Raw genomic sequence first — 26,239 nt, 5'->3', positions numbered from 1 at the left:
AAGCTTTAATAATAACTGGAAATGTTCATTATTTGACCTTAAAAAAACAATTAAAAATAGACAAATGAAACAGTTAATTACAATTTTATTTATCGGATTGATGAGTTTATCTGTAAATGCACAAGATAAAGTAGCAAAAATAGAATTTAAGTCTGACACTATCGATTACGGAACTATTGAAAAAGGTTCAAATGGTGTACGTGTTTTTAAATTTACAAACACTGGTGATGCGCCTCTTATAATCTCTAAGGTTTCATCTAGTTGTGGTTGTACTATTCCCAAAAAACCAAAAGATCCTATTTTACCAGGACAAACCGGAGAAATTGAAGTTAAATACGACACCAATAGAGTAAACCCTATTAGAAAAACAATAACGGTTATTTCTAATGCAGAAACACCTACTGTTGCTCTAAAAATAAAAGGTTTAGTAGTTGACTCAAGTAAAAAGAGTGTTTTAGAAAAGAAAGATAAAAGTATCGTTCAGCAATAAACCTCTTTAACATAAAGAAAATTGAAAAAGCTTAGACTGTACCGTTTAAGCTTTTTTTATTAAAATAGGTCTTCTAAATAAAAATCAAAAATCAAAACCCTTTTATTTCTTTCTACTTTTAGTTTTATACGTTTACCAGAATCACCATAAAACATCATAATTAACTCTTGCAATTTAAAATGATGCGTACTCTTATTATTTATGCTCAAGAGGGTGTCACCTTTAAGCAAACCTGCTTTTTGGGCAGGAGAGCCCTGCCTTAATTCCACTATAGCATAAGCTGGCTTTAATGATAATTTATATTGAGGATCTACTATAATTTTTGTACCGCTTTGGTCTTGAGAATTTCCATGCCTCCCATTATTATTCCCAACAGGTTTATCTTTCTCCCTTACCAATCTAAATCCATCGTGTGCTAACTCTATACCACTTTTATTATATTGAAACTCTTCTTTAAAATAGCGGTTTTTTGTGAGCGTAATTATGGCGTTCCGATAATCGAAAATAACATTAAAACGCTTTAAAATATTGCCTGACAAACTACCGCTACGACTCTTATGTTTTCTTGCAAATGACGTAAATGTTGAATCTGGAAATGAGACATTGACTTTATTAAGGTCAAAGCTTTTTAAAGAAAGGGTTCTAATTTTTGAACGCTTCCCGTAAACACTTCCGCTTAAACCATGACCAAGAAAATCATAAAAATATTTATTACTGGATTTAATGCCCAAAGAGTCATCTTCAAACAACCATAAAGCATCGCTTCCTCCAGAATCTATTAACAATTTAACAGGTACCTCTCTCCTATTCATCATGACCTCAGCATTTATATAAGGTTTCCCATTATAAAATTCCAAATTTAGTCTTTCACATTTTTTGCATTTTTTATATCTATATTTTTCTGGAGCCGTTAGCCTTAAAACCTTTTTAGAGTAATTTATTTCAACTACTAAATCCTTAAATAAATCGAAGCCAATAATGCCATGAACCGGAAAACCCAATCTGGGAGCAAAATTGAGATTAGAATCATAAATCGCAAATAAGTCCTGATTTAACTTAACAGCATCTCCAATTTTTAAAACATTATTTTTGGACCTTAATGCTTCCACTGATTCTCCTTCTCCTAAACCTCTTAAAAAAATAGTCTCGGTATCCTTTATTTTTAGTGTATCTGATACATTCAAAAAATTAAAAATGATGACTTTACTAACTCCTGTATCTAATAAAAAAGACAGTTTTACATCATTAACCTCAACAGGAATTATAACTAAATTATTAATTAATTGAAATTTAACTTTATCTGACTGCTTTTTGTTTTGAATGAAAAATTTTTTTTGGGAAAAACTAAGATTACAGAGGCAAAAAAAAACCAAAATCAAATTTAAAAGCTCCTTAAGTGAGAAGAATGCAATTTTCATAGAATAAATTTACGAATCTTTTAGGTTAACCTGTTTATTTAGTACTGTTTTTTAAAAAAAAATTAAGATAATTTTCTCAACTTTGCAGCATAATTTATAATCAATGCCAACAATATCTAAAAAAGGGCAACAAATGCCCGCATCACCTATACGGAAATTAGTTCCTTATGCTGAAGAAGCTGTAAAAAATGGAAAAAGCATCTATTATTTAAATATCGGACAACCAGATATTAAAACTCCTAAAATTGCTATACAAGCGGTCAAAGAGAGCAATATAGACGTATTGGCATATTCAAGATCTGAAGGATCTGAAGGATACAGACAAAAAATCTCAACATATTATTCTAAATACAATATTAATGTTGCACATGATGATATTGTTGTAACAACTGGAGGTAGTGAAGCACTTCTGTTTGCCTTTGGAAGCATTATGGATACGGACGATGAAATTATTATCCCTGAACCATTTTATGCCAATTACAATGGATTTTCAACAGCATCTGGAGTCAAGGTCGTTCCAGTAATTTCTAAGATTGAAAATAATTTTGCTTTGCCTCCAATTGAAGCATTTGAAAAATTAATTACGCCTAAAACAAAAGCTATTTTAATTTGCAACCCTGGAAATCCAACAGGTTATTTATACTCTAAAGAAGAAATACAAAAATTAGCGGCCATTGTTAAAAAGCACGATTTGTTTTTAATTGCTGATGAAGTGTACCGAGAATTTGTATACGATGGAAACACGCATTATTCTGTCATGCAAGAAACCGGGCTCGAAGATCATGCCATTATGATCGATTCTGTTTCAAAGAGATATAGCATGTGTGGCGCTAGGGTTGGATGCCTCGTATCAAAAAACAAAACACTTATACAAACTGTTTTAAAATTTGCCCAAGCACGTTTAAGCCCTCCAACACTAGCTCAAATTGCCAGTGAAGCTGCTCTAGATACACCACAAAGTTATTTTGATGATGTCAATAAAGAATATGTTGATAGAAGAAATACTTTAATTTCAGAATTGCAAAAAATAGAAGGTGTTATAGTTGCAAAACCCAAAGGTGCCTTTTATTGCATTGCTGAACTTCCTGTAAAAAATTCTGATGATTTTGCACAATGGCTTTTAGAGCATTTTGATGTTGATGGTGAAACGATAATGGTAGCGCCTGCTGGTGGTTTTTATTCCACACCGGGAGTTGGTCTAAACCAAATACGCATTGCATACGTACTTAAAAAAGAAAGTTTGATAAAAGCTGTTAACATTTTAAAAGAGGCTTTGAAAGTTTACAATAATTAGTGTATATAAAACAGAACATATCTTTAAAGCCATACAATACTTTCGGTATTGATGTATTGGCGAAATTTTTTATTTCTATCTCCAGTATAAATGAATTAAAGCAAGTTTTAGCCCTTAAAGAGCATCCTAACAAACTTATATTAGGTGGAGGCAGTAATATACTGCTTACTAAAGATTTTGAAGGGCTTGTTATACACATCAATTTAAAAGGTATTGAAACTATTTCTGAAAATGATGATTTCGTTACCATTAAAGCGAGTGCAGGCGAAAACTGGCATGAATTTGTACTTTGGTGCCTTGATAATGATTTTGGAGGTCTTGAAAATTTATCACTAATTCCTGGTAATGTGGGTACCGCTCCTATTCAGAATATTGGAGCTTATGGTGTTGAATTAAAAGACACTTTCGTATCATGCGAAGCCATTTCATTAGAAACAAAAACGTTAAAAACGTTTACAAAAACCCATTGCGATTTTGGTTATAGAAATTCTATTTTTAAGCAGCATGCTAAAGGGAAATATGTTTTAACCAGTGTGACATTTATTCTTAGTAAAAAGAATCACAAACTTCGTATAAACTATGGGGCTATCGCTTCTCAACTTGAGGCCATGCATATTACCCAACCAACCATTCAAGATGTTTCAAAAGCAGTTATAACTATAAGGGAAAGCAAACTTCCTAATCCAGAAGAAATAGGAAATGGTGGCAGTTTTTTCAAAAATCCAGTAATATCTAAATCTAATTTCAGTACCTTATTACAAAATTTTCCAGATATTCCAAGTTACCCAGTTTCTGAAGATGAAGTAAAAATCCCTGCAGGCTGGCTTATTGAAAAAGCGGGATTTAAAGGGAAGCAATTTGGTGATTATGGCGTCCATAAAAACCAGGCCCTAGTACTTGTAAATTATGGCAATGCGAAGGGTTCAGACCTTTTAAACCTTTCAAAATTAATACAAAAAACAGTGAAGAGGCTTTTCGATATTTCTATTGAAGCAGAAGTAAATATCCTATAATATAAAAAAATTTCTAACTTTGGCAAAATTACGACCATATCGATTTATCGTTTAAACCAAATTTACTTTGATTTCATCAACAGAAAAAGAAATAATAAACTTCCTAGAAAATGGCGATAAAAAGGCCATTACCCTACTTTATGAAAGTTACTCGGATTCGCTGTTCGGTGTTATCAAAAAAATAATACCAGATGACGATACTGCCCAAGATGTGCTGCAAGAAAGTTTTGTAAAGATATGGAGGTATGCGAAAAAATACGATTCCAGTAAAGCCAAACTATTTACCTGGCTATATAGAATTGCGTACAATACTGCTATAGATAAAGTTAGATCGCAAAAAAACAAAAGTGGTAAAGAAGTCCAAATAGAGACTTCATCCGTATATAAAATAACATCGAATGCGCTAAATCAAGATGTTTTAGACATAAAAACACATCTAAATACACTTGATGAAAAGTATCAAATAGTGATTAATGCGCTCTTTTTTGAGGGTATGACACAACAAGAAGCCAGTGATGAACTAGATATTCCGCTGGGAACTATAAAATCGAGATTAAAAATTGGATTACGTGAATTGAAAAAAATTTACAATCCTTAACTAAGTAAAGTCATGAATGAGAAAATAACTACTTTTTTAAATTCTGGCCTTTTAGAAAACTATCTAATAGGTAAAACTACTTCTGAAGAAACAGAAATGGTTGAATCTTATATTTCAAAATATCCAGAAGTACAGAATGCGTACAACACGTTACAATACAATTTAGAAATTGTAGCCAAAAGTAATGCTGTTGAAGCTCCCAAAAACATCTTAGATAATATTTTAGAGGAGCTTGATGAAAAACCAGTTGTAAATTTAAACACGAGAAGCAAATACAAATCGTGGTATAAATTTAGCATAGCTGCCAGTATTGCTGCTTTAATTTTTGCAGGTACCTCTTATCATTTCTATTCCCAAAAACAAAAACTATCTCAAGAAAATCAGGTAGTGGTTGATGAAATTTTTGATTTGCGAAGTGATATTGCAAAAAACAATCAGAAGCTGGACGATGTCATGAGACAATTATTAAAGCTCAATAACCCAGAAACTGAAAAGTACATCATCACAGGAAATGAAAGAGCCAAAGACTTAAAAACGGTTGCTTACATAAATCCAAAGGAGAAAACATCGATGATCGATGTGGTTTCACTACCTCAATTACCTGAGGAGCAATGCTACCAAATATGGGCTGACCTGCAAGGTAAAATGGTAAGCTTAGGTATTTTAAATGAAGCCGACAGAAAACTTATGTCTATTCCGTACGCTGAAAATGCGCTTGCTTTAAATATTACTATTGAACCAAAAGGTGGAAACAAGATAGCTTCTATGGAAAATAAAGTAGCGGCAATTAGCTTACAGTAATAAATAACATCGAATTTATTAACATCACATAAAAAAGCCTCGTTTTAGTAATTAAAACGGGGCTTTTTGCTATAATTAACTCTCATTAACATGATTAAATAACGCGAATCTTGGATAAGAAAATTTATGTCAGTTTGAACCTCGCGGTAAAAATTTTAACTATAGCTAAGTCGATATAAAATGGCATAGAATATTTAGAAATAAAAAATTGAAGTTCAAGATAAAAAGCGCAGGCATAGCTTAGTTACGGCGAGTATTTTTAACGAAGAAATTCGGTTTTTTAATCTGAAGGTTCATGTTATTTTATATTGATTTAGCTATATCATTCTTTGTCAAATAATGTCTTATGTATAAAACCTGCCACAATAGCGCCTGCAATTGGAGCAACCCAAAATAACCAAAGTTGAGAAGCAAAAGCACCTTCTGCAAATAAGGCCTGACTCGTAGAACGTGCTGGGTTAACAGATGTATTTGTTATTGGAATACTTATTAAATGTATTAATGTTAAGCCCAAACCAATAGCAATGGGAGCGAACCCTTTAGGCGCGCTAACATGAGTACTTCCTAAAATAATTAATAAGAAAAAAGCCGTTAATAAAAACTCTGCTATTAATGCTGCCGTCATGGAATAGCCATCAGGAGATAAATCACCATAACCATTAGCTGCAAAACCTCCAATTGTAACAAAATCAGATTTGTTTATTACTATTAAATACAATGCTCCTGCAGCCACCACAGCACCTATTAATTGTGCCATAATATAGCCTAACAAGTCTTTAGCTTCAAACTTCCCTCCTGCCCATAAACCAAGAGATACCGCAGGGTTAAAATGTCCGCCAGAAATATGCCCCACTGCATAAGCCATAGTTAATACGGTAAGTCCAAACGCTAGTGCTACACCAACAAAGCCTATTCCTAACTCTGGATAACCAGCTGCAAAAACAGCGCTACCACAACCTCCAAAAACAAGCCAAAATGTTCCAAAAAATTCTGCAAATATTTTTTTCATAAATATTAATTTAATTAGTTAGTATCTTACAATTGGACACAAAATAATGAAATCCGTCACTCCATGTATATCCTCGCCATATTCAGCACCATTTTTAATGAAAAGCATTATCTTTGTAAAAAATAATTCATAATGGAACTTTTTTTAATAACTATCATTTTATTAGGGTTGGGCATTGCCGGAATTGCTGTTAAAATTTGGACAAAAAAAGACGGCAAATTTTCTGGTACTTGTGCAAGCCAGAACCCCATGCTAAACAAAGATGGTGAAGCCTGTGGTTTCTGTGGAAAAACTCCAGATCAATTTGCTGATTGTAATGAACCTCAACATTCATAATCATTTATGGTATTTCTTGATTTTATTTTCTACGCATTTATTGCTGTAGTTGTTATTCAAGCCATTTTTTATCTTTTTTTCTTCATAAAGTTTGCTGTTCTTAAGCAAGAAAAAAAAACGCCAAAAGACCTAGCCGTTTCAGTTATTATTTGTGCTAAAAACGAAGCCGAAAACTTGCAAAAGTTTTTACCCTTTGTTATAAACCAAGACTATCCAAATTTTGAAATTGTTCTCATTAATGATGCTTCGCATGATAATACATTAAAAATCATGGAACGATTTGCGAGTCAACACGAAAACATCAAAATAGTAAACGTTAAAAGCACCGAAGCTTTTTGGGGAAATAAAAAATATGCCTTAACTCTTGGTATTAAGGCTTCAAAGAATGAGTTTCTTTTATTTACTGATGCCGACTGTAAACCTGCTTCTAAATATTGGATCAAGCATATGAGCAGTCATTTTAGCGAAGAGAAACAACTTGTTTTAGGTTATGGCGGCTATTCAAAAATTAAAAACTCCTTGTTAAACAAGCTCATCCGTTTTGAAACATTAGTAACGGCAGTGCATTACCTTTCTTTTGCAAAATCAGGAATACCTTATATGGGTGTTGGAAGAAATTTAGCCTATACAAAAGATAAGTTTTTCAAAAACAATGGCTTTATTAATCATATAAAAGTAAAGTCTGGAGATGACGACTTATTTGTTAACCAAATAGCAAACAAAAAGAACACCGCTATCTGTTTTTTAAAAAATGGTTTTACAGAATCCATTCCAAAAACTACTTTTAAAGATTGGCTTAAACAAAAAAGGCGTCACGTATCGACAGCAAAGTACTATAAATTAAAGCATAAAATTTTGCTTACTTTAATTTACAGTTCCCAACTATTATTTTGGATTTTTGCAATTGTCTTGCTCATAACAACATACCATTGGCATATTGTTTTATCTTTATTTTTACTCAGAATTATTTTTCAATATATTATTTTTGGAATATCTTCAAGGAAATTGAAAGAAAACGATCTGTTAGTACTACTTCCCTTCCTTGAAGTTTTTCTAATTATTGTACAATTAACTATCTTTATAAATAATCTTATATCAAAACCTAATTATTGGAAATAAACAAAGCCATTAAACGTGCAAAAGAAAACGACCAAAAAGCGTTTAATTATTTATTAGATCTCTTTTGGGACGATGTGTATGGTTTTCAATTAAAACGCATTCAAAATGAAAATGATGCGGAAGATATTACCATTCAAACATTCTCTAAAGCATTTGATAAAATTGAGACTTTTGATGACAATTATAAATTTAAAACATGGTTAATTACCATCTCTAAAAACATTCATATTGATTTATTACGGAAAGAAAAGCACTCCATTTCCCAAATTGTTTCCAACGATGATAAATCCGTTTATCAAATTTTAGATGAATCGCCTTCTCCCGAGGATAAACTAATAACCGAACAGCATTTAGCAAAGCTTTTACGGGACATTAAGAAATTAAAGCCGCATTATCAAGAAGTTATAAACTTACGCTATTTTCAAGAATTAAGCTATAAAGAAATCTCCCAGAAATTGGGGGAACCAATAAATAATGTTAAAGTAAAACTACTGCGCGCAAAAAAATTACTTGCTGAAATTATTCGAGAAAAATAAATGACTACCAAACTCAAAAATTTAGGTCCAGGCCTATTATTTGCAGGTGCAGCTATTGGTGTATCGCACTTAGTGCAGTCTACCCGTGCAGGTGCAGATTTTGGTTTAGGGCTACTTTGGGCCTTACTTTTAGTAAACCTATTTAAGTATCCATTTTTTCAATTTGGCCCTCGTTATGCCACTGCTACCGGGGAAAGCTTATTAGATGGCTATCACAAATTAGGAAATGGGGTCTTAACGGCCTACTACATACTAAGTTTAGCCACTATGTTTACCATTCAAACAGCGGTAACTATAGTAACTGCTGGTTTGGCTTCTTCTCTTTTTGGTGATTTTCCAACTTTTGAAATTGGCAATAAGGTTATAACCAGTACTGAAATCTGGACCGTTATTATTACATCCATTTGTTTATTATTACTCATGATCGGTAAGTATAGATTACTAGATAAATTAATGAAAATTATCATTTTTACATTAACCATTAGCACCTTAATTGCTGTAAGTATGGCTATATCTGATAATTCCAACACAATCTCTTTTACTCAAACGTTGCCAAACAACAGCTTAGAAATAGCTTTCTTAATTGCCTTTATGGGTTGGATGCCGGCCCCTTTAGATATTTCTGTATGGCAATCACTCTGGTGTATCGAAAAAAAGAAGGCTATTAATAAATACAATACCAAATCGGCATTATTTGATTTTAATGTTGGCTATATAGGTACTATCTTTTTAGGTATTGGGTTTCTTTTATTAGGAGCATTGGTGATGTTTAATAATGGTGAAACATTTAGTAGTTCCGCTAGTGTATTCTCTAATCAATTAATAAAAATGTATACCAGTAATCTGGGAGATTGGGCGTATATAATTATTGGCATTGCAGCTTTTACAACCATGTTTAGCACAACACTAACAGCCTTAGATGCTTCACCAAGAGCTATGAGCAAAAGCACACAATTACTTTTTAATACATCCTCAAAATTCAACTATAATTTTTGGATCATCTTATTGGCCATGGGAACCATTTGTATCTTTTTCTTTTTTGCATCAGAAATGGGGTTCCTTATTAAAATAGCGACCATTTTATCTTTTATAACAGCTCCTTTTTATGCGATTATTAATTATCGCCTGATTTCCAGTAAATATACTCCCAAAGATTGGAGACCGTCCAAACAACTACATATTTTAAGCTGGTTGGGAATTACTTTTTTAATAGGATTTAGTATCTGGTACCTCGTCACTTTATAAAGTACTTTTAAAAGCATTATTTGTATCTTTGCGCTTTATTTTTTAATGTATGAATTCAGAAACTGCTTCAAATATACTGCCAGAACGACAAGCAAAGCCAAAATGGCTTCGTGTTAAGCTTCCAACTGGTAAAAAGTATACCGAACTTAGGGGCTTAGTTGATAAATATAAACTAAATACTATTTGTACTTCCGGTAGCTGCCCAAACATGGGTGAATGCTGGGGAGAAGGTACTGCAACGTTTATGATACTGGGAAACGTTTGCACCCGTTCTTGTGGCTTTTGCGGTGTAAAGACCGGAAGACCAGAAACTGTAGATTGGGATGAACCTGAAAAAGTAGCGCGGTCTATAAAAATCATGAAAATAAAACATGCCGTTTTAACAAGTGTTGATAGGGATGACTTAAAAGACATGGGAAGTATTATGTGGTCTGAAACTGTTAAAGCAGTACGCAGAATGAATCCCGAAACGACCCTTGAAACTTTAATCCCCGATTTTCAAGGTATTGAGCAACATATAGACAGAATTATAGAGGTAGCTCCAGAAGTGGTGTCCCATAATATTGAAACTGTTAGACGCTTAACCCGTCAAGTTCGCATACAAGCTCAATACGATAGAAGTCTAGGCGTTTTAAAATATCTAAAGCAACAAGGTCAAAGACGTACAAAATCCGGTATTATGCTTGGTCTGGGAGAAACCAGAGAGGAAGTTATTGCTACGCTTCACGATCTAAAAGCAAATGATGTCGATGTCGTTACCATTGGCCAATACCTTCAACCCAGCAAAAAACATTTACCCGTAAAACAGTTTATAAATCCAGATCAGTTTAAGGAATATGAGGAAATTGGTCTTGAACTAGGTTTCCGCCATGTTGAAAGTAGTGCCTTGGTAAGATCTTCTTACCGAGCACAAAAACACATTAATTAAAATTATGATTACGGTTGCAATTAATGGATTTGGGAGAATAGGTCGACGTGTTTTTAGATTACTTCAAGATTATAAAAATATACAGGTTGTCGCTATTAATGATTTAGCAGATACCAAAACGCTAAGTCACCTTCTTAAATATGATAGTGTTCATGGGTTGTTTAATGGTATCGTATCGTACGATGATCGTCACATTATTGTAAATGAAGAAAAAATTCCTTTACTAAATAGCAAGCATCCAAAAACCGTTAATTGGAGCCCCTATAATATAGATTTTGTTATTGAATCTACTGGAAAATTCAAAACAACTTCAGAGCTACAAAACCACATAAACAATGGTGCTAAATCTGTTATTTTAAGTGTTCCATCTTCAGAGGATACTATAAAAACCATAGTTATAGGTGTTAACGATAGTAGTATTGATGGTTCTGAAACCATCATTTCCAATGCATCATGCACTACTAATAATGCGGCTCCTATGATTGATGTTATCAATAAACTTTGTGGTATTAACCAGGCTTATATTACTACGGTTCATTCCTATACCACCGATCAAAGTTTACATGATCAACCACATCGCGATTTACGCCGTGCAAGAGCTGCTGGTCAATCTATTGTACCTACCACAACAGGAGCGGCAAAAGCGCTTACTAAAATATTCCCAGACTTATCAGATGTTATAGGCGGTTGTGGCATAAGAGTACCAGTGATAAATGGTTCTCTAACCGATATTACCTTTAATGTAAAAAAAGATGTCTCTATAGCGGATATTAATAATGCTTTTAAAGAAGCTTCTAAAAATCATTATAAAGGTATTCTAGAGTATATTGAAGACCCTATTGTTTCAATTGATATTGTCGGAAATACGCATTCTTGTGTTTTTGATTCAGGTATGACCTCTGTCATTGGAAACATGGTAAAAATAATAGGTTGGTATGACAATGAAACCGGTTATTCTAAACGGATAATTGACCTAATATGCAATTTGTCGGAAAAAAAGTGTATTTTATCGATAAAATAATTATATTTGTTAGCAATATTTAATAAAATGTCCCAAGTTAAGAACTACATATACGTTATAGTCATGTTATTTTGCCTGAGTGCTTCGTCACAAAAAACAATGGATGACGACCCTGAGATTCAGCAAAATGAAATCAATTATCGTATGGAGCAAGCTCAAGCCGATCTTGAGAAATATAACTATTATGACGCTCAAAAAAACCTGGATGAAGCCTTAAAATTAGCAGAAAAATCGAATAATAAGAAAAGCATTGGAGTTATTTATACTATTAAAGGAAAACTTCAGCTCATAATTGAAAAGGAAGACAACGCTATAAAATATCTTAATAAAGCAATTGAAGTACAAAGAATTATTAACGATAACAAAAACCTAGGTAAATCCTATAAAATTTTTGGAGATGTTTATTTAGCAAAAGAGGCCTATGAACAGGCTCTTGACTCTTACACCGCAGCAAAGTCAAAATTTCAGGAAGAAGGTTTAAACGAAAAATTGGCTGAAGTGCTTCTCTGTGAAGGTAAAACTTATATGTTTTTAAAAGATTATGAAAAAGCAAGGGACATTATTGAACAATCTGTGGCACAGGCTAAAAAAGGTGAATACAAAGAAGTTCTAAGTGATGCCCTGATTAAACATGGTATCGTTTATAGTAAATTAGGTGATTACGAAAAAGCTTTGGCCCTAGCTAATGAAGGTCTGGAAATCACCGAAGAAAACAACTTTAAAAGTATACAAAATGAGGGCTTGTTCGTTATTAGTAATATATATAAAGCCCTGGAAGATTTCAAACTTTCCAGAGAATATTTATATAAGCATTTAAAACTTTCTGATTCTATAAGAGCCTTAATACGTTTAAATTCTTCGAACGCTCAAGATCTATCAACACTGGACCTATTAAACCTGGCCAATGAAAAGAATGATGAGATCGAAGAAAAATTAGAAAAAGCCGAAGACGATAAAAACCTGGGCACTTTAATTTCTATTTTAAGTGTTGCTTTAATAACCATATTATCACTGTTAACCTTATCGCTCTACAAAAACAACAACATTAGACTTAAAACCAATAATATGCTTCATAAAAAAAATGGAGAACTTATTATTGCTAAAGAAAAAGCGGAATTAGCATCAAAAACCAAAGCTAATTTCTTATCTACGGTTACTCACGAATTACGTACACCTCTTTATGCGGTTACCGGGTTAAGTAACATGTTATTGGATGAAAACCCAAAACCTGAACAAGTTCAGCATTTAAAATCGTTAAAATTTTCTGGGGATTACCTCTTAACGTTTATTAATGATATTCTTCAAATAAATAAAATTGAAGCAAATAAAGTTGACATTGAACCAGAATCGTTCAACTTAAAAAAGAAAATAAACAATATTGTTTTAGCACTTAACAATTCTGCACTAGATAACAATGTTAAAATTCATTTTGAGTACGATACCGATTTACCAGAGAACTTTATTGCCGATCAATTAAAAATCTCTCAAATCCTCATTAATTTAATTGGGAACTCCATTAAGTTTACCAAAGATGGCGATATTTGGATTAGAGCTTATAAAATAGAGGAAAAAGAGAATGTTTACACCTTGCGTTTTGAAGTAGAAGATAATGGTATTGGCATTAGTCAAGAAAAACAGGACAATATGTTTGAGAGCTTTTCACAAGGCTCTATTCAAATAAATCGTAAATATGGTGGTACGGGTCTAGGACTCTCTATCGTAAAAGGGTTAATTGATATCCTAAAAGGAAAAATTTACGTAAAAAGTGAATTAGAAAAAGGAACGACATTCTACTTTGAAATACCTCTTGAGTACACTTCTGTAGAAGAAGCAAAAGAAAACAAAGTAACTTATTTTGATGGGGATACAAGTAAACTAGATTTGACCAATGTTAAGATTTTGGTTGTTGAAGACAATAAAATAAATCAAATGATTACCAAAAAGATTCTTACTAAAATGAGTCTTAAATGTGATATAGTAGACAATGGTGAAGAAGCTGTCGAAATGATCAAGGCTAACAAATACGATATTATTTTAATGGATATTCATATGCCTGGCATCAGCGGCATGGAAGCGACCAAAAGAGTTCGATCTTTTGATAAGGAGTTAACCATTTTTGCCCTAACGGCTGTCACCATTGAAGATAAAATGCATGAATTTGAAGAAGCTGGCTTTACTGATATTATTCCAAAACCATTTAAACAAGAAGAGTTCGAGAAAAAACTTTATAACGCTTTAGCAGCAAATAAAGATCGATCTGCTACAGCCTAGTTCCTGGATTTTAAAAAATCCTGTATCAACTTATTTATTTTTATCTCATCATTAACATCCATGCTAATGGGCAGATAAAATAATTTGTTCTTTAAAGACCTATATTGTTTTAAACGCATAAAATCCTTTTCTGTAGTTACTATCAATGCCCTTTTATTTAGCTCAAGAATATCTTGTTTTGAAAATTCATGATGATCTTTAAAATGTAAATGCTCAAACTTTAAACCTTTCCCATTTAAAAAGCCAACTAAAGGAGATGCATTTGCAATACCCGTAACCAAAGTAAACTCGCCCAACTCTTCAATAGATCTGGTCGTATTAGCAGAAACAACATTATTTGAATAGCTAATCGAACTAAAAAACACCTGCTGATTAATTTCCGGATTTATTTGCTGTAAGATGGTTTTCTTTTCGGATTCATGCAGATCTTTTGGACATTTGGTAACCATAATAATATGAGCTCGTTTTGCACCACTTCTAGGTTCACGTAAATTACCGGTAGGTAAAACAATATCTTTATAATATGGATTATTATAAGTGGTTAGCAAAATATTAAATCCAGCTTTTACCTTTCTATGCTGAAAAGCATCATCAAGTAAAATAATTTCCGGCGGGTTAGTCATGGATCGTAACTGTTTAATCCCGTTATTTCTATCTGTATCGACAGCTACGTAAACTTTATTTTTAAACTTATTATAAAACTGAAAAGGTTCATCTCCTATCGATTCAACAGTAGATCCCTCATTCGCCAATTGGAACCCCACTGTTTTTCGTTTATAACCTCGGCTTAAAGTAGCTACCAAATAATCATTTTTTAAAAGATTGATTAAATACTCGATCATAGGTGTTTTTCCTGTACCTCCCACACTTAAATTACCAACACAAATCACAGGAAGCCCATACGATTTAGACTTTTTAATTCCAAAATCATATAACTTATTCCTTAACCATGTTACCAAATAGTAAATAGGAACAATAGGAAACAAAATGTAACGCAAAAAATTCATTGCAACGAATGTAATTATTTTATCTTTGAAAATAAAAGAATTTCTGAAACGAACGACCCTTAAGGTAGCGCTATAAAGGTATTTTAAACGTTTCATTATGGTCATTGAGACAAAACCCCAAATTCTTTATATTTTAGATTCCCGTTTTTACGGGAATGATAATTGGTATTAAATGGAAACTCCAACGTAGAACGTTGGAGAATTCTTTTTTAATTAAACACAAATACTATGATTGTTCAAGACGTTATTAACCACTTAGAAGAATTAGCGCCATTAGCTTACGCTGAAGATTTTGACAATGTTGGGCTTTTAGTTGGTAACAAAAATGAAAAAATAACAGGTGTTCTTGTTACATTGGACACCCTAGAGGCTGTTGTAGATGAAGCCATAAAAGAAAACTGTAATCTTATTGTTAGTTTTCATCCCATTATTTTTAAAGGCTTAAAAAAACTAACGGGGAAGAATTATGTAGAGCGTGTTGTTATGAAAGCGATCAAACACGATATTGCTATTTACAGTATGCATACTGCTCTGGATAATGCCTTGCAAGGTGTAAATGATATGATTTGCAATCAATTGGAGCTAACCAATAAACATATTTTAATTCCGCAATCTCAAACGATTAAAAAACTAACGACCTATGTCCCAAAAGATGAAGCAGAAAAATTACGAGCAGCTTTATTTAATGTAGGCGCTGGAAGCATAGGTAATTATAGCGATTGTAGTTTTAACGTAGAAGGTTACGGCACCTTTAAGGGCAATGAAAGCTCCAATCCAACAAAAGGAGAAAAAGGAAAAACACATACCGAAATAGAAACTAAAGTTACGTTTACCTATGCTAAACATTTAGAACCAACTGTTATCAATACCCTTTTTGATGCCCACAGTTATGAAGAAATTGCCTATGAGATAACCACGCTCGAAAATAAAAACCAAAGTATTGGTATGGGCATGGTAGGCGAATTAAAAGATCCCATGGATGCGTCCAGCTTCCTAAACCATATAAAGACCAAAATGAATACAGCATGTATTAGGCATTCTTCATTTTTAAACAAACCAATAAAAAAAATAGCCGTTTTAGGAGGGTCTGGCAGTTTCGCCATTGAAGCAGCTAAAACATCTGGTGCTGATGCCTTTATAACTTCAGATTTAAAATATCATGACTTTTTTACCGCGGAAAACCGCATTCTTTTGGCAGATATAGGACATTATGAAAGCGAACAGTTCACAAAAAATCTTTTAGTAGCATATCTTACAAAAAAAATCACTAATTTTGCAGTCGTTTTATCAAAGATAACTACCAATCCTGTTAAGTATTTTTAAAGTATGGCTAAAAAGAAAGAAGTAACTGTAGAAGAGCGCTTAAGAGCTTTATACGATTTACAACTAATAGATTCTCGTATAGATGAAATCAGAAATGTTCGTGGAGAACTTCCTTTAGAAGTTCGTGATTTAGAAGATGAAGTTGCTGGACTAAGCATAAGATTAGAAAAACTTGTTGCTAGTTTAGAAGTAATCGATAATGATATTACCTCTAAGAAAAACCTTATTGAAGAGTCTAAAGCTTTAATAAAAAAGTACAGCGAGCAACAAAAAAATGTTAGAAATAACAGAGAATATAATTCCTTGACTAAAGAAATTGAATTTCAAGAATTAGAAATTCAATTAGCTGAAAAGCATATTAAAGAATTCAAGGCTCAAATTGAGCAGAAAAAAGAAGTTATTACCGAGACAAAAGGTCGTTTAAAAGAACGTGAAACACATTTAAAGCACAAAAAAGGTGAGTTAGATGCCATTTTATCTGAAACAGAAAAAGAAGAGCAAGCTTTAATCGAAAAATCGGAAGCTTACAAAACTCAAATTGAAGAGCGTTTAGTAGCTGCTTATAATAGAATTCGTTTAAATGTTAAAAATGGTTTAGCTGTTGTACCTATCGAAAGAGGAGCTTCTGGAGGATCTTTCTTTACAATACCGCCTCAAGTACAAGTAGAAATTGCTTCACGTAAAAAAGTCATTACAGATGAGCACAGTGGCAGAATTTTGGTAGACGCCGCTTTAGCTGAAGAACAAAAAGCAAAAATGGAAAAACTGTTTTCAAAACTATAATCCATTTTAAAATATATTTTTAAAGCCTTCATAACTATGAAGGCTTTTTTTATTGAAACGAAAAGTCAAGATAAATTCATTGTAAACTTTTCTATCCCTCCCTGCCGCACGAATCCTTTCGTGTGGCAATTTATAAAATTGGCACCCCTCCTGTCGAGTACCGACTATGAAAGAAATTTTTCTTATCTACTTTTTAAGGTTTCATATTTTTTTCCGTCTATTGTAAAGTAAAAATTAATAAGATTTCCTTTTTCAAGGAAATAAAAGTATATTCTATATGAAAAACATCATGCCACTATTTATTATAGCCCTTTTATTCAGTTGTCAAAACACGGCACAAGTAAATGCCAAGCAACAAGCTATTATCAATGCAGAACCTGTAGCAGTCCCTTTAAAAAATGGAAAAGCCCGGGCCTATTTTGCCAGTGGTTGTTTTTGGTGCGTAGAAGCCATTTATGAAAGTGTAAAAGGCGTTGAAGAATCCATTTCTGGATATTCTGGCGGACATACTAAAAATCCGACTTACCAGACAAGCAATACAGGAAGAACAGGACATGCAGAAGCTGTTGAAATTATTTACGACCCTAAGGTGGTAAGCTTTGAAACTTTGGTTGATGTGTACTTTGGGTCGCAAAACGTCACACAGGTAAACGGACAAGGCAATGATAGAGGTTCTCAATACCGCTCTATTATTTTTTATCAAAATGACGCACAAAAACAGATCATTTTAAAGAAAAAAGAAGCTTTAGCTAAAGAATTAGGTGTTAAAATTGCTGCAGAAATCTATCCGTTTCAAAAATTTTGGGTTGCTGAAGATTATCATCAGGATTATGAAAAGCTACACCCAAATCACCCCTATATAAAGAATGTATCCATTCCCAGATTAAATAGGTTTAAAGCTAAATTTCCAAAAGAATTATTAAAAGAGGATCACTATTAGTTTTAACTCAAACTTGATTTTGTAAAAATTTTCAACTAAATTCGTTTACAACCGATAAAGTTCATTGAGATAGAACTTTATTTTTGCATTGTATGCAAGCTAAAACCAAGAAGTGAAATATCCAATTTTGCAGATAATAAAGAATTACTTCCTAAAACGTGGATGGATCAAAGTAGGACTTGGATTTATTAGTCTCGGTGTTTCTATTCTAATTCCAGGGTTTTGGGAATTCATATTTGGGACAATTTTACTTAATATAAATATTGAAACTTCATCGCAGTTAACCAATATTCAGATTATTACGGCAACTGTTCTGATTCTATCAGGAATAATGATCTTGTATCTGGTCTTCATAAATGAAAGGAAGAAGAAATACTTAATCTTTGAAATTTCGGATAAAAAGAGTTGGATTCTTTGGAACGAAGAAAAGAAGAATAGTAACGATCCCGAATATACTTTTGAAATTCCAATTCTGATTAAAAACGGAATTGAATCAGTTCGAATAAATAAAATTAACGGGACTCGATTTATTGATGGTAGTGAATGCCTAATGAGACAACCAATAATTTATGACCGTCAACAGAAAATAAATATTGACTTTTTAGGGGATTACCAAACTTTGAGGACTGATTTATTATTGGAACCTTACGAAAACAGGAAGGTAATATACAGAAGAGTGGCTAGGGCACCTCAAATTGGATTTAACAGTGAACATTTAGAAAATGGTCAATACGCAATTGAATTTGAATACCAATATCAAAACAGACCTAAATCTTTTTCAAAAAAGTTAATGATTAGTCAAATCAATGGACAACTTGAGTTAATTCAAGAGCTCAATTCGTGACCATTATTAAAGTGATTAAAAAACCTACATACAACAACAGCCATAATTTATTGTGACGGAACTCCCTACAGAAAATTCTTATCTTGCAATGATAGCTTGATCCTCTCGGAATAGTCCTCGCAGATAATTCCGCAACGAAAACCATAGCCCAACCATTAAACGAATACCACCTCATACGAAGCATTCTCAACCTATAGCTTAACAGCTTTCAACGTAAAAATTAAAGGATACAATTTATCTTTAGTGGCATACATTCCAGATGCTGTTTTCTCCAAATTTGGTAAAACATCATAAGGACTTTCATCATATTCCTTTAAATACTCAATATGCAAGCCTGCTTCGGTCAAAGCAGAAACCACTTCGCCCAAACCATGATTCCACCCATATTCCTTGCTGACCATTTTTGATTCCTGATTGGCATAAGTCCCTTCATATTCTTCATAGATAACCTCATCCTGCATATAACCATATTTCATAACCGGCTTACCTTCTAAATAATCGAACATCCAAACAATGGGATGAAATTCAGCCATAAAAAAGGTCCCCCCTTTTTTTAAACGTTCGGCAATCATTTGCCCCCAAGGTTTTAAATCGGGCAACCAACCAATCACACCATAACTTGTAAAAACAATATCGAATGTATCTTTTATAAAACTAGAAGTATTCAAAACATTACAGCAAACAAATTCAGCATCCAAATTTAGTTCTGCATTTAAGCTTTGCGCTAACCTAATACCTTCGTCACTTAAATCGATACCGGTACATTTAGCCCCTAACCGACTCCAACTTAACGTATCCTGTCCAAAATGGCATTGCAAATGTAAAAGCGCCTTACCTTTTACACTTCCCAAAGCTTCCAACTCATAAGGCATTAAAGAAGATTTACCTTTCTTAAAAGCATCCAAATGATACATATCGCTCTTAGCGTGTACTTTTACCTTATCGTTCCAGGTCGCTTTATTAGCATTAAAATAAACAGCATGAGTATCCATAATAAAAATTTAATCCCTCAAGATAAAACATCTTATTGAATGTTCTATATCTTTACTAAAAATTTCGATTATGAAAAAATACATCTTTATTGCTCTCATCATTTCATTAAGTTTTTCCTGTAGACAAAAACAAGAAAAAATGCCTGAAAACCAACCGCTCACTATTGCAGAAAAAATAGCTAATGCCCATGGTTTTGAAAATTGGAAACATGTGGCCAATATTAATTTTACTTTTAATGTCGATAAAGATAGTAGTCATTTTGAAAGAACTTGGATCTGGAAACCTAAAACAAATGCTGTTATTGCCATCAATAAAAACGACACCATTAGCTATAATAGAACAAAAATCGATTCCACTTTAACCAAAACAGATAGTGGTTTTATAAACGATAAATACTGGTTATTAGTACCATTTCAACTCATTTGGGATGAAGGCTTAAGCATTTCCGAACCTAAAAAAGAAATCGCTCCAATTAGCAAAAAAACAATGAACAAAATAACCTTGACCTATTCTAAAGAAGGAGGCTATACCCCTGGTGATGCCTACGACATCTATTATGGGAATGATTTCTTAATTAAAGAATGGATTTTCAGAGAAGGAAACTCTAACGAACCGTCTATGATTACAACTTTTGAAAACTATCAAGATTTTAATGGTATCAAGATCGCTTTAGAGCATAAAAAAGCAGATGCAAACTGGAACCTTAACTTTACCAATATAAAAATCGGCCTTGATCAAGACTAATACCAACTTGAATAAAATGTTGCATATCGACTCATTTACCCAATCCCTGCCTCGCCGACAACTACGGTGTGCCCACATCTTTTAAGGAACTATTTTGTCCGCAGTTAAATGGATATGCCAATAGCTTTCACGACAGACAGGCGTTATTATGCAGTAATGCCGTATCATTGAACCACCTCCCCGCTTCAGCTGAACTACTGTGTGTATACAAATAATGCGCAATAAAAAGATGGGACACGAATGGCACAAATTTTCACTAATTATTCTGCCTATCGACAGATTTCAAGCCTATATAGTCTAGGGATTCATATTCATGCCGAGTCCAATCAATGCCATAAAACATTGGATTCGTGTGAATTTGTGCCATTCGTGTCTTTTTTATAGATGTGTACTCACGGTAGCTTCAGCAAAAGAAGGGATGAATTTTTCGACGCCAGGAGGAAAAGAAAGGGGCGTTTGACAAATTAAACAAGAAAAGAACACTCTAAAAAACAAACCCTCCGTCTGTATGTTACCACATACAGCCTCCTCCTTTTTTTGCTAAAAAGGGAGGAACACGTCTCGGACAAGCCTTTGGTACAAAATAGATACTAATTAACTTGGTGTGATTATTTATATTATTTGTGGGTACACCGTAGCTCATCGGCAGGCAGGAAGTTGCGTACAGGCTTTTTAAAATCCAAATACCTTGCTCATAAATGCCATAACGATGCTATGCAATACAGTCACAGCGTTTTTAGATTTTAAAATAACATCGGCTTTAATACAACATTTCACCTTCAAATGGGAGATAATACTGTCACAAATCTTAAAATATAATTTTTTCTGCAACAAAAAAATCCAACCTACGACTAAAATCGTATATTAGGTATAGATGGAACTTTCCGCATTTTGCGTCTATATATATTAAAGCACTTCTGTGTTAGACTGAAGTGCTTTTTCTTTTCAAGTAAAACTTAATTTTAGGAAACCGCTATAATGGGGAGCACCCAAAATGATAAGCGCAGCTAATCCCTAAACCCAGTAGTAACATGGGCACCATCACAAAAAGGCTTATTGGCAGAAGCACCACATCTACAAAACGCTGTCGTTTTGTTTTTAGTTTCTTGAGAACCATCTCTATGAGTTACCTTCAACGTACCATAAACCAACAATGGCCCATTCTTTAAAACCTCAACTTTTGTCTCTAAAACCTCCGAGGTTTTATCGTTTTCTGCATTCATATAATAACGCAACGCACCAGAAGGACATTGCTTGACCTGGTTTACAATAGCATCTGTGGAAGCCGCATCTATTTTAATCCACGGCCGTTCTTTTGGCAGAAAGACGCTCGATAAGCCTTTAGCGCAAATTGCTGAATGTATGCATTTTTCTGCTTCCCAGACAACGGTCGTTTCTCCGTTTGAATATTCTTTGACTTTACCCATAACATCAAGATTTTACTAAAGATACTAAATAAAAATGATACAAAATATTGGCGTTTGACGGTGACAGCTAATACTAGTTCTGTTATAATAGAGGCAGTCTGAAAAGTAATATATTTTGTCATTCAGAGTACTTCGACTACGCTCAGTACAGGCTATAGCGAAGAATCTTATAGTTTAGTAAAACAATATATTATGTTTTTAAGAGATTCTTCACAGCTTCGCTGCTACCTTCTTAACAAAATATATTTTGTTTCTCGGTAATATTCTGAATGACACTTTTCTGACTACCTCTGCAAAATGGATAACAGATAAAATTTAATTATAATCACGTATATGGTTTTCTATTTCCAAAGCACCCTTTTTTATAATGGATAAGTAGGATTGTACGTTTTCAGGTTTAAATCTACTTGATGGTCCCGAGACACTAATACCCGCAACAACTTCTTTATTTTTATTAAATACAGGTATAGCGATACAAATAAGGCCTATTTCAAGCTCTTCCATATCCAGTGCATAACCTTCTTTTCTTATATGTTCCAGATGGCCCAACAAAGCTTTGGAATCTATTATGGTATTCGTGGTATGAGCATCTAGCTTTACATTTTTTAAATAATCTAAAATTTGATCTGTAGGCGAAAAAGCCAAAAGCACTTTCCCTAAAGCGGTACAATATGCCTGTTGGTAGGATCCTATTTGCGTACTTACCTTTAATCCCAATTCACTCTCTGCTTTATTTAAATACAATACCCGATGATTACTTAACACCCCAAAATGTACTGTTTCTTTAATATCTTTAGCAATAGTCTCTAAAGGAGCTCTAGAATAGTTCCTTAGTGATTTATGTACAGATACCAAATTCCCCAATTCGAATAACTTAAGCCCCAAAATATATTTATCATCATCATTCTTTTGTACAATATCCAAAGACTCTAATGTACTTAACAAGCGGTAAGTAGTCGTTTTATTATATCCCGTTTTCTTTGCCAATTCACGCACCCCCCATTCTTGCTTATTATTCATATACACATCCAAAAGCTTAAAAGCTTTGATTACGGATAAATTCAAATTTTTATCAACTTCTTTCATTGTAGCATATTTGTTAACCCTTCCTTTGTATCGAATGGTAAAATAATTTTTGTTATTCAAAAATAAGTATTAATTTTGAAACAGTGTTTCATATAGTGAAACGTTTTTTTGTATTTTTATAAAATCAAGCAACCTTTTCATTAGTATAATTATGAAATTTCAATATTAAACTACTGGTTTTAAAATGCACAAAGTAACTTTAGATTACGCAAAGCAGCAAGATGAATTAGATGAACTCTCTAATTACCGCAATCGATTTCATATCCCTAAGGACAAACATGGCAATGAACTGATTTATATGACGGGGAACTCGCTCGGGCTGCAACCAAAACAAACAAAAGCATATATAGATCAAGAATTGGAAGATTGGGCTAATTTAGGTGTAGAAGGACATACCGAGGCAAAAAACCCTTGGTTGCCGTATCATGAGTTTTTAACCAAAAGCATGGCAAATGTCGTTGGCGCAAAACCTATTGAAGTCGTTACCATGAATACATTGACCGCCAATCTGCATTTTATGATGGTATCATTTTATAAACCAACAAAAACACGCTACAAAATAATCATTGAAAGCGACGCCTTTCCATCTGATAAATATGCTGTAGAATCACAATTACGGCATCATGGTTTTGACGAAAAAGAAGGTTTAATTCTCTGGAAACCCAGAAAGGATGAAGCACTATTGCATTACGAGGATTTAGAAGCCATTCTAGAAAAACATGGAAACGAAGTGGCATTGGTAATGATTGGTGGCGTAAACTATTACACAGGACAGTATTTCGATTTAAAACGTATTACAGAACTTGGACATAAACACGATTGTATCGTGGGGTTTGATTGTGCCCATGGCGCTGGAAATGTAACACTTAATTTACATGATTCTGGTGCAGATTTTGCTGTTTGGTGTACCTATAAGTATTTAAATTCCGGCCCAGGGAGTCTAGCAGGCTGCTTTGTACATGAAAGACATGCGTATAACAAAGACTTAAATCGTTTTGCAGGTTGGTGGAGCCATAATAAACAAACCCGTTTTAATATGCGTCACGAGTTTGATGTACTTCCAGGTGCTGAAGGGTGGCAACTTAGCAACCCCCCTATATTATCAATGGCCGCTATTAGGGCATCTTTAGATATTTTCAATGAAGTAGGCATAAAAAAACTGACCGATAAATCTAAAAGACTAACTGGTTACTTTGAGTTTTTGTTAAAACAATTAGGAGAAGATACTATTAAAATAATAACCCCTGCAAATCCAGAAAATCGTGGCTGTCAGCTATCCATTCAGGTTTTGAATGCTAATAAAAGATTACATGATAAGTTAACAGAAACTGGGGTAATAAGTGATTGGAGAGCTCCCGATGTGATTCGTTGCGCCCCTACACCGCTTTATAATTCATTTCAAGATGTCTATCATATGGTTGATAAATTAAAAGGAATACTCAATTGATTTGCCATTCCTCACTATCCCACAGAGCGCAGTCGATGTGTGAGAAGGAGAGGAATCCATTATAAATTATAAGTTTAACTAATAAGATTTTTGCCTTCACAGGAATGACAAAATGAAAGATAGACAACAAAACATACTCATTATAGGTGCCGGTCTTTGCGGTTCGCTCTTGGCTTTACGTTTGGGCCAAAGAGGTTATAACGTTTCGGTTTACGAAATGCGTTCAGACCTACGCAAAGTGGATATTAGTGCAGGGCGTTCTATAAATTTAGCGTTTTCAGATCGTGGTAACAAAGCCATGAAACTGGTTGGTATTGAAGATAAGGTAAAAGCGCTTTGCATTCCCATGAAAGGCCGTATGATCCATGATAGAGAAGGCCATACTTTTTTATCAAATTATAGCGGACGTGACCATGAATATATCAACTCCATTTCTCGTGGAGGTCTCAATGCTTTACTTTTGGACGAAGCAGAAAAGCATGAAAATGTTGCCATTTATTTCAATAAAAAATGCAAATCGGTCGATTTCAAAAAAACAACGGCATTATTTAAAGATTATGAAACAAAATCGGAATTTGTAGAAGATGCCGATGTTATTATCGCTACAGATGGTGCTGGTTCTGCCATGCGCAAGAGTTATTACCTAGCCAAAAAATTCTTATTCAGTTTTTCGCAGGACTATTTAACGCATGGTTATAAAGAATTAAGTATCCTACCAACCAAAACAGGCGATTATAAAACCTATAAAAATGCATTACATATATGGCCCCGCGGTGATTTTATGCTTATTGCCCTACCAAATTTAGATGGCAGCTTTACGGTCACATTATTTTTAAGTTATGATGAAGGCACATACCATTTCAATAATTTAACGACCCCGGAAATTGTTACAGAATTCTTTGAAAAGGAGTTCCCGGATGCCTTACAGTTAATGCCAAATCTTGTTGAAGATTTCTTTAATAATCCAACAGCTGCATTAGGTACTGTAAAATGCTCGCCCTGGCATTATAAAGGCAATACGTTATTAATGGGTGATTCCGCACATGCTATTGTTCCGTTCTACGGCCAGGGCATGAATGCCTCTTTTGAAGATGTCGTAGAATTCGATGCTGTTTTGGATCAAGGTTTAGAGAACTGGGAAACTGTATTTAAAACCTATGAGGCAACCCGCAAAAAAAACACCGACGCTATTGCGGACCTGGCTATAGATAACTTTTATGAAATGAGAGATCATGTTGCCAATCCTATATTTCAAGAAAAGCGTAAATTAGAGATGGCTTTAGAGCAGCATTTTCCAGATGAATATTCATCAAAATACGCTTTGGTTACTTTTAACGAAAATATTAGTTATCATGAAGCCATGACAAGAGGACGTGCACAGGATAAAGCCATTTTGAATATGATAGTAGATAAGGATATCCCAACTGCGGCCAATATGACAAAAGAGGCATTAAAAGAGGTCCTGGAAAAGGTTAAAATAGCCACTCAAGACATTTTGGATGAAGATAAAATTGCTGGATTGAAAAGGGGTTAGGGAGTTGGAAGTTAGGAGTTAGTTAGAAATAA

Annotated in this window: 25 protein-coding genes; 19 read left to right on the top strand and 6 right to left on the bottom strand. The window is 33.7% G+C overall.

Features of this window, described 5'->3' with window-relative positions; genetic code table 11:
* The first annotated feature begins 64 nt into the window (after positions 1-64).
* Positions 65-490 carry a DUF1573 domain-containing protein gene (locus PQO00_RS11835; protein ID WP_274185054.1) on the top strand — a complete coding sequence of 142 codons (426 nt, stop codon included), beginning with the start codon at positions 65-67 and terminating at the stop codon, positions 488-490.
* 59 nt (positions 491-549) lie between these two features.
* Here PQO00_RS11835 and PQO00_RS11830 read toward each other — a convergent pair whose 3' ends face one another.
* Positions 550-1,863 (bottom strand): aspartyl protease family protein, encoded by a 1,314-nt coding sequence (locus tag PQO00_RS11830; protein ID WP_274185097.1) that lies wholly within the window; start codon positions 1,861-1,863, stop codon positions 550-552.
* A 148-nt stretch (positions 1,864-2,011) separates the two neighbouring features.
* On the opposite strand from PQO00_RS11830, the gene PQO00_RS11825 reads away from it, so the two are divergent.
* The 4 genes from PQO00_RS11825 to PQO00_RS11810 all read left to right on the top strand — a co-directional run bounded on the left by PQO00_RS11825 (position 2,012) and on the right by PQO00_RS11810 (position 5,614).
* The gene (locus PQO00_RS11825; RefSeq protein ID WP_274185053.1) at positions 2,012-3,202 is read left to right on the top strand and encodes a pyridoxal phosphate-dependent aminotransferase; all 1,191 of its coding nucleotides are present in this window, start codon (positions 2,012-2,014) and stop codon (positions 3,200-3,202) included.
* Positions 3,202-4,215, top strand: a complete 1,014-nt coding sequence (gene murB, locus PQO00_RS11820) for a UDP-N-acetylmuramate dehydrogenase (RefSeq protein WP_274185052.1) — start codon at positions 3,202-3,204, stop codon at positions 4,213-4,215. The genes PQO00_RS11825 and murB overlap by 1 nt, the downstream gene beginning before the upstream one ends.
* A gap of 67 nt (positions 4,216-4,282) precedes the next feature.
* On the top strand, positions 4,283-4,813 hold the full coding sequence (locus PQO00_RS11815; protein ID WP_274185051.1) for an RNA polymerase sigma factor: 531 nt from the start codon (positions 4,283-4,285) through the stop codon (positions 4,811-4,813).
* Between the two features lie 12 nt (positions 4,814-4,825).
* Entirely contained in the window at positions 4,826-5,614 is a 789-nt protein-coding gene (locus PQO00_RS11810; RefSeq protein WP_274185050.1) for an anti-sigma factor, read from the top strand.
* 322 nt (positions 5,615-5,936) lie between these two features.
* Here the strand turns inward: PQO00_RS11810 and aqpZ are convergent, their stop codons facing one another.
* On the bottom strand, positions 5,937-6,623 hold the full coding sequence (gene aqpZ, locus PQO00_RS11805; RefSeq protein ID WP_274185049.1) for an aquaporin Z: 687 nt from the start codon (positions 6,621-6,623) through the stop codon (positions 5,937-5,939).
* 132 nt (positions 6,624-6,755) lie between these two features.
* Here aqpZ and PQO00_RS11800 point away from each other — a divergent pair, with 132 nt between their 5' ends.
* From PQO00_RS11800 to PQO00_RS11770, 7 genes are all read left to right on the top strand, one after another.
* Positions 6,756-6,959 carry a membrane or secreted protein gene (locus tag PQO00_RS11800; RefSeq protein WP_274185048.1) on the top strand — a complete coding sequence of 68 codons (204 nt, stop codon included), beginning with the start codon at positions 6,756-6,758 and terminating at the stop codon, positions 6,957-6,959.
* A gap of 6 nt (positions 6,960-6,965) precedes the next feature.
* Positions 6,966-8,078 (top strand): glycosyltransferase, encoded by a 1,113-nt coding sequence (locus PQO00_RS11795; RefSeq protein ID WP_274185047.1) that lies wholly within the window; start codon positions 6,966-6,968, stop codon positions 8,076-8,078.
* Positions 8,069-8,614 (top strand): RNA polymerase sigma factor, encoded by a 546-nt coding sequence (locus tag PQO00_RS11790; RefSeq protein ID WP_274185046.1) that lies wholly within the window; start codon positions 8,069-8,071, stop codon positions 8,612-8,614. Before PQO00_RS11795 ends, PQO00_RS11790 begins: the two co-directional genes overlap by 10 nt.
* The gene (locus tag PQO00_RS11785; protein WP_274185045.1) at positions 8,615-9,859 is read left to right on the top strand and encodes an NRAMP family divalent metal transporter; all 1,245 of its coding nucleotides are present in this window, start codon (positions 8,615-8,617) and stop codon (positions 9,857-9,859) included. It abuts the gene before it with no gap.
* Between the two features lie 49 nt (positions 9,860-9,908).
* A complete protein-coding gene (gene lipA / locus PQO00_RS11780) occupies positions 9,909-10,787 on the top strand; it encodes a lipoyl synthase (RefSeq protein ID WP_274185044.1) in 879 nt (292 codons plus the stop codon).
* Between the two features lie 4 nt (positions 10,788-10,791).
* A complete protein-coding gene (gap, locus tag PQO00_RS11775) occupies positions 10,792-11,808 on the top strand; it encodes a type I glyceraldehyde-3-phosphate dehydrogenase (protein WP_274185043.1) in 1,017 nt (338 codons plus the stop codon).
* 99 nt (positions 11,809-11,907) lie between these two features.
* Complete coding sequence (locus PQO00_RS11770) at positions 11,908-14,079, top strand: ATP-binding protein (protein ID WP_274185042.1); 2,172 nt, start codon at positions 11,908-11,910, stop codon at positions 14,077-14,079.
* Here the strand turns inward: PQO00_RS11770 and lpxK are convergent.
* Positions 14,076-15,086: a tetraacyldisaccharide 4'-kinase gene (gene lpxK / locus PQO00_RS11765; protein ID WP_274185041.1), complete on the bottom strand. Its 1,011-nt coding sequence runs from the start codon at positions 15,084-15,086 to the stop codon at positions 14,076-14,078. The two genes, PQO00_RS11770 and lpxK, sit on opposite strands and share 4 nt — an antisense overlap.
* Positions 15,087-15,314: 228 nt before the next feature.
* Here lpxK and PQO00_RS11760 point away from each other — a divergent pair, with 228 nt between their 5' ends.
* The 4 genes from PQO00_RS11760 to PQO00_RS11745 all read left to right on the top strand — a co-directional run bounded on the left by PQO00_RS11760 (position 15,315) and on the right by PQO00_RS11745 (position 18,976).
* The gene (locus PQO00_RS11760; RefSeq protein ID WP_274185040.1) at positions 15,315-16,409 is read left to right on the top strand and encodes a Nif3-like dinuclear metal center hexameric protein; all 1,095 of its coding nucleotides are present in this window, start codon (positions 15,315-15,317) and stop codon (positions 16,407-16,409) included.
* Between the two features lie 3 nt (positions 16,410-16,412).
* Positions 16,413-17,192, top strand: a complete 780-nt coding sequence (locus PQO00_RS11755; protein WP_274185039.1) for a zinc ribbon domain-containing protein — start codon at positions 16,413-16,415, stop codon at positions 17,190-17,192.
* 277 nt (positions 17,193-17,469) lie between these two features.
* Positions 17,470-18,132 (top strand): peptide-methionine (S)-S-oxide reductase MsrA, encoded by a 663-nt coding sequence (gene msrA / locus PQO00_RS11750; RefSeq protein ID WP_274185038.1) that lies wholly within the window; start codon positions 17,470-17,472, stop codon positions 18,130-18,132.
* Positions 18,133-18,244: 112 nt separating this feature from the next.
* Positions 18,245-18,976, top strand: a complete 732-nt coding sequence (locus tag PQO00_RS11745; protein ID WP_274185037.1) for a hypothetical protein — start codon at positions 18,245-18,247, stop codon at positions 18,974-18,976.
* Positions 18,977-19,167: 191 nt separating this feature from the next.
* Here PQO00_RS11745 and PQO00_RS11740 read toward each other — a convergent pair whose 3' ends face one another.
* On the bottom strand, positions 19,168-19,968 hold the full coding sequence (locus tag PQO00_RS11740; protein WP_274185036.1) for a class I SAM-dependent methyltransferase: 801 nt from the start codon (positions 19,966-19,968) through the stop codon (positions 19,168-19,170).
* Positions 19,969-20,038: 70 nt separating this feature from the next.
* Between PQO00_RS11740 and PQO00_RS11735 the strand changes: the two genes are divergently transcribed.
* A complete protein-coding gene (locus PQO00_RS11735; RefSeq protein WP_274185035.1) occupies positions 20,039-20,713 on the top strand; it encodes a hypothetical protein in 675 nt (224 codons plus the stop codon).
* A 1,007-nt stretch (positions 20,714-21,720) separates the two neighbouring features.
* Here the strand turns inward: PQO00_RS11735 and PQO00_RS11730 are convergent.
* A complete protein-coding gene (locus tag PQO00_RS11730) occupies positions 21,721-22,140 on the bottom strand; it encodes a (4Fe-4S)-binding protein (protein ID WP_274185034.1) in 420 nt (139 codons plus the stop codon).
* 315 nt (positions 22,141-22,455) lie between these two features.
* Positions 22,456-23,286 (bottom strand): IclR family transcriptional regulator, encoded by an 831-nt coding sequence (locus tag PQO00_RS11725; RefSeq protein ID WP_274185033.1) that lies wholly within the window; start codon positions 23,284-23,286, stop codon positions 22,456-22,458.
* Between the two features lie 124 nt (positions 23,287-23,410).
* On the opposite strand from PQO00_RS11725, the gene kynU reads away from it, so the two are divergent.
* Entirely contained in the window at positions 23,411-24,673 is a 1,263-nt protein-coding gene (gene kynU / locus PQO00_RS11720; protein WP_274185032.1) for a kynureninase, read from the top strand.
* 112 nt (positions 24,674-24,785) lie between these two features.
* A complete protein-coding gene (locus tag PQO00_RS11715) occupies positions 24,786-26,207 on the top strand; it encodes an NAD(P)/FAD-dependent oxidoreductase (protein ID WP_274185031.1) in 1,422 nt (473 codons plus the stop codon).
* Positions 26,208-26,239 lie beyond the last annotated feature (32 nt).

The organism is Flavivirga sp. 57AJ16, from assembly GCF_028736925.1.
Classification (GTDB): Bacteria; Bacteroidota; Bacteroidia; order Flavobacteriales; family Flavobacteriaceae; genus Flavivirga.
This window is presented reverse-complemented; position numbering and strand designations above follow the sequence as displayed.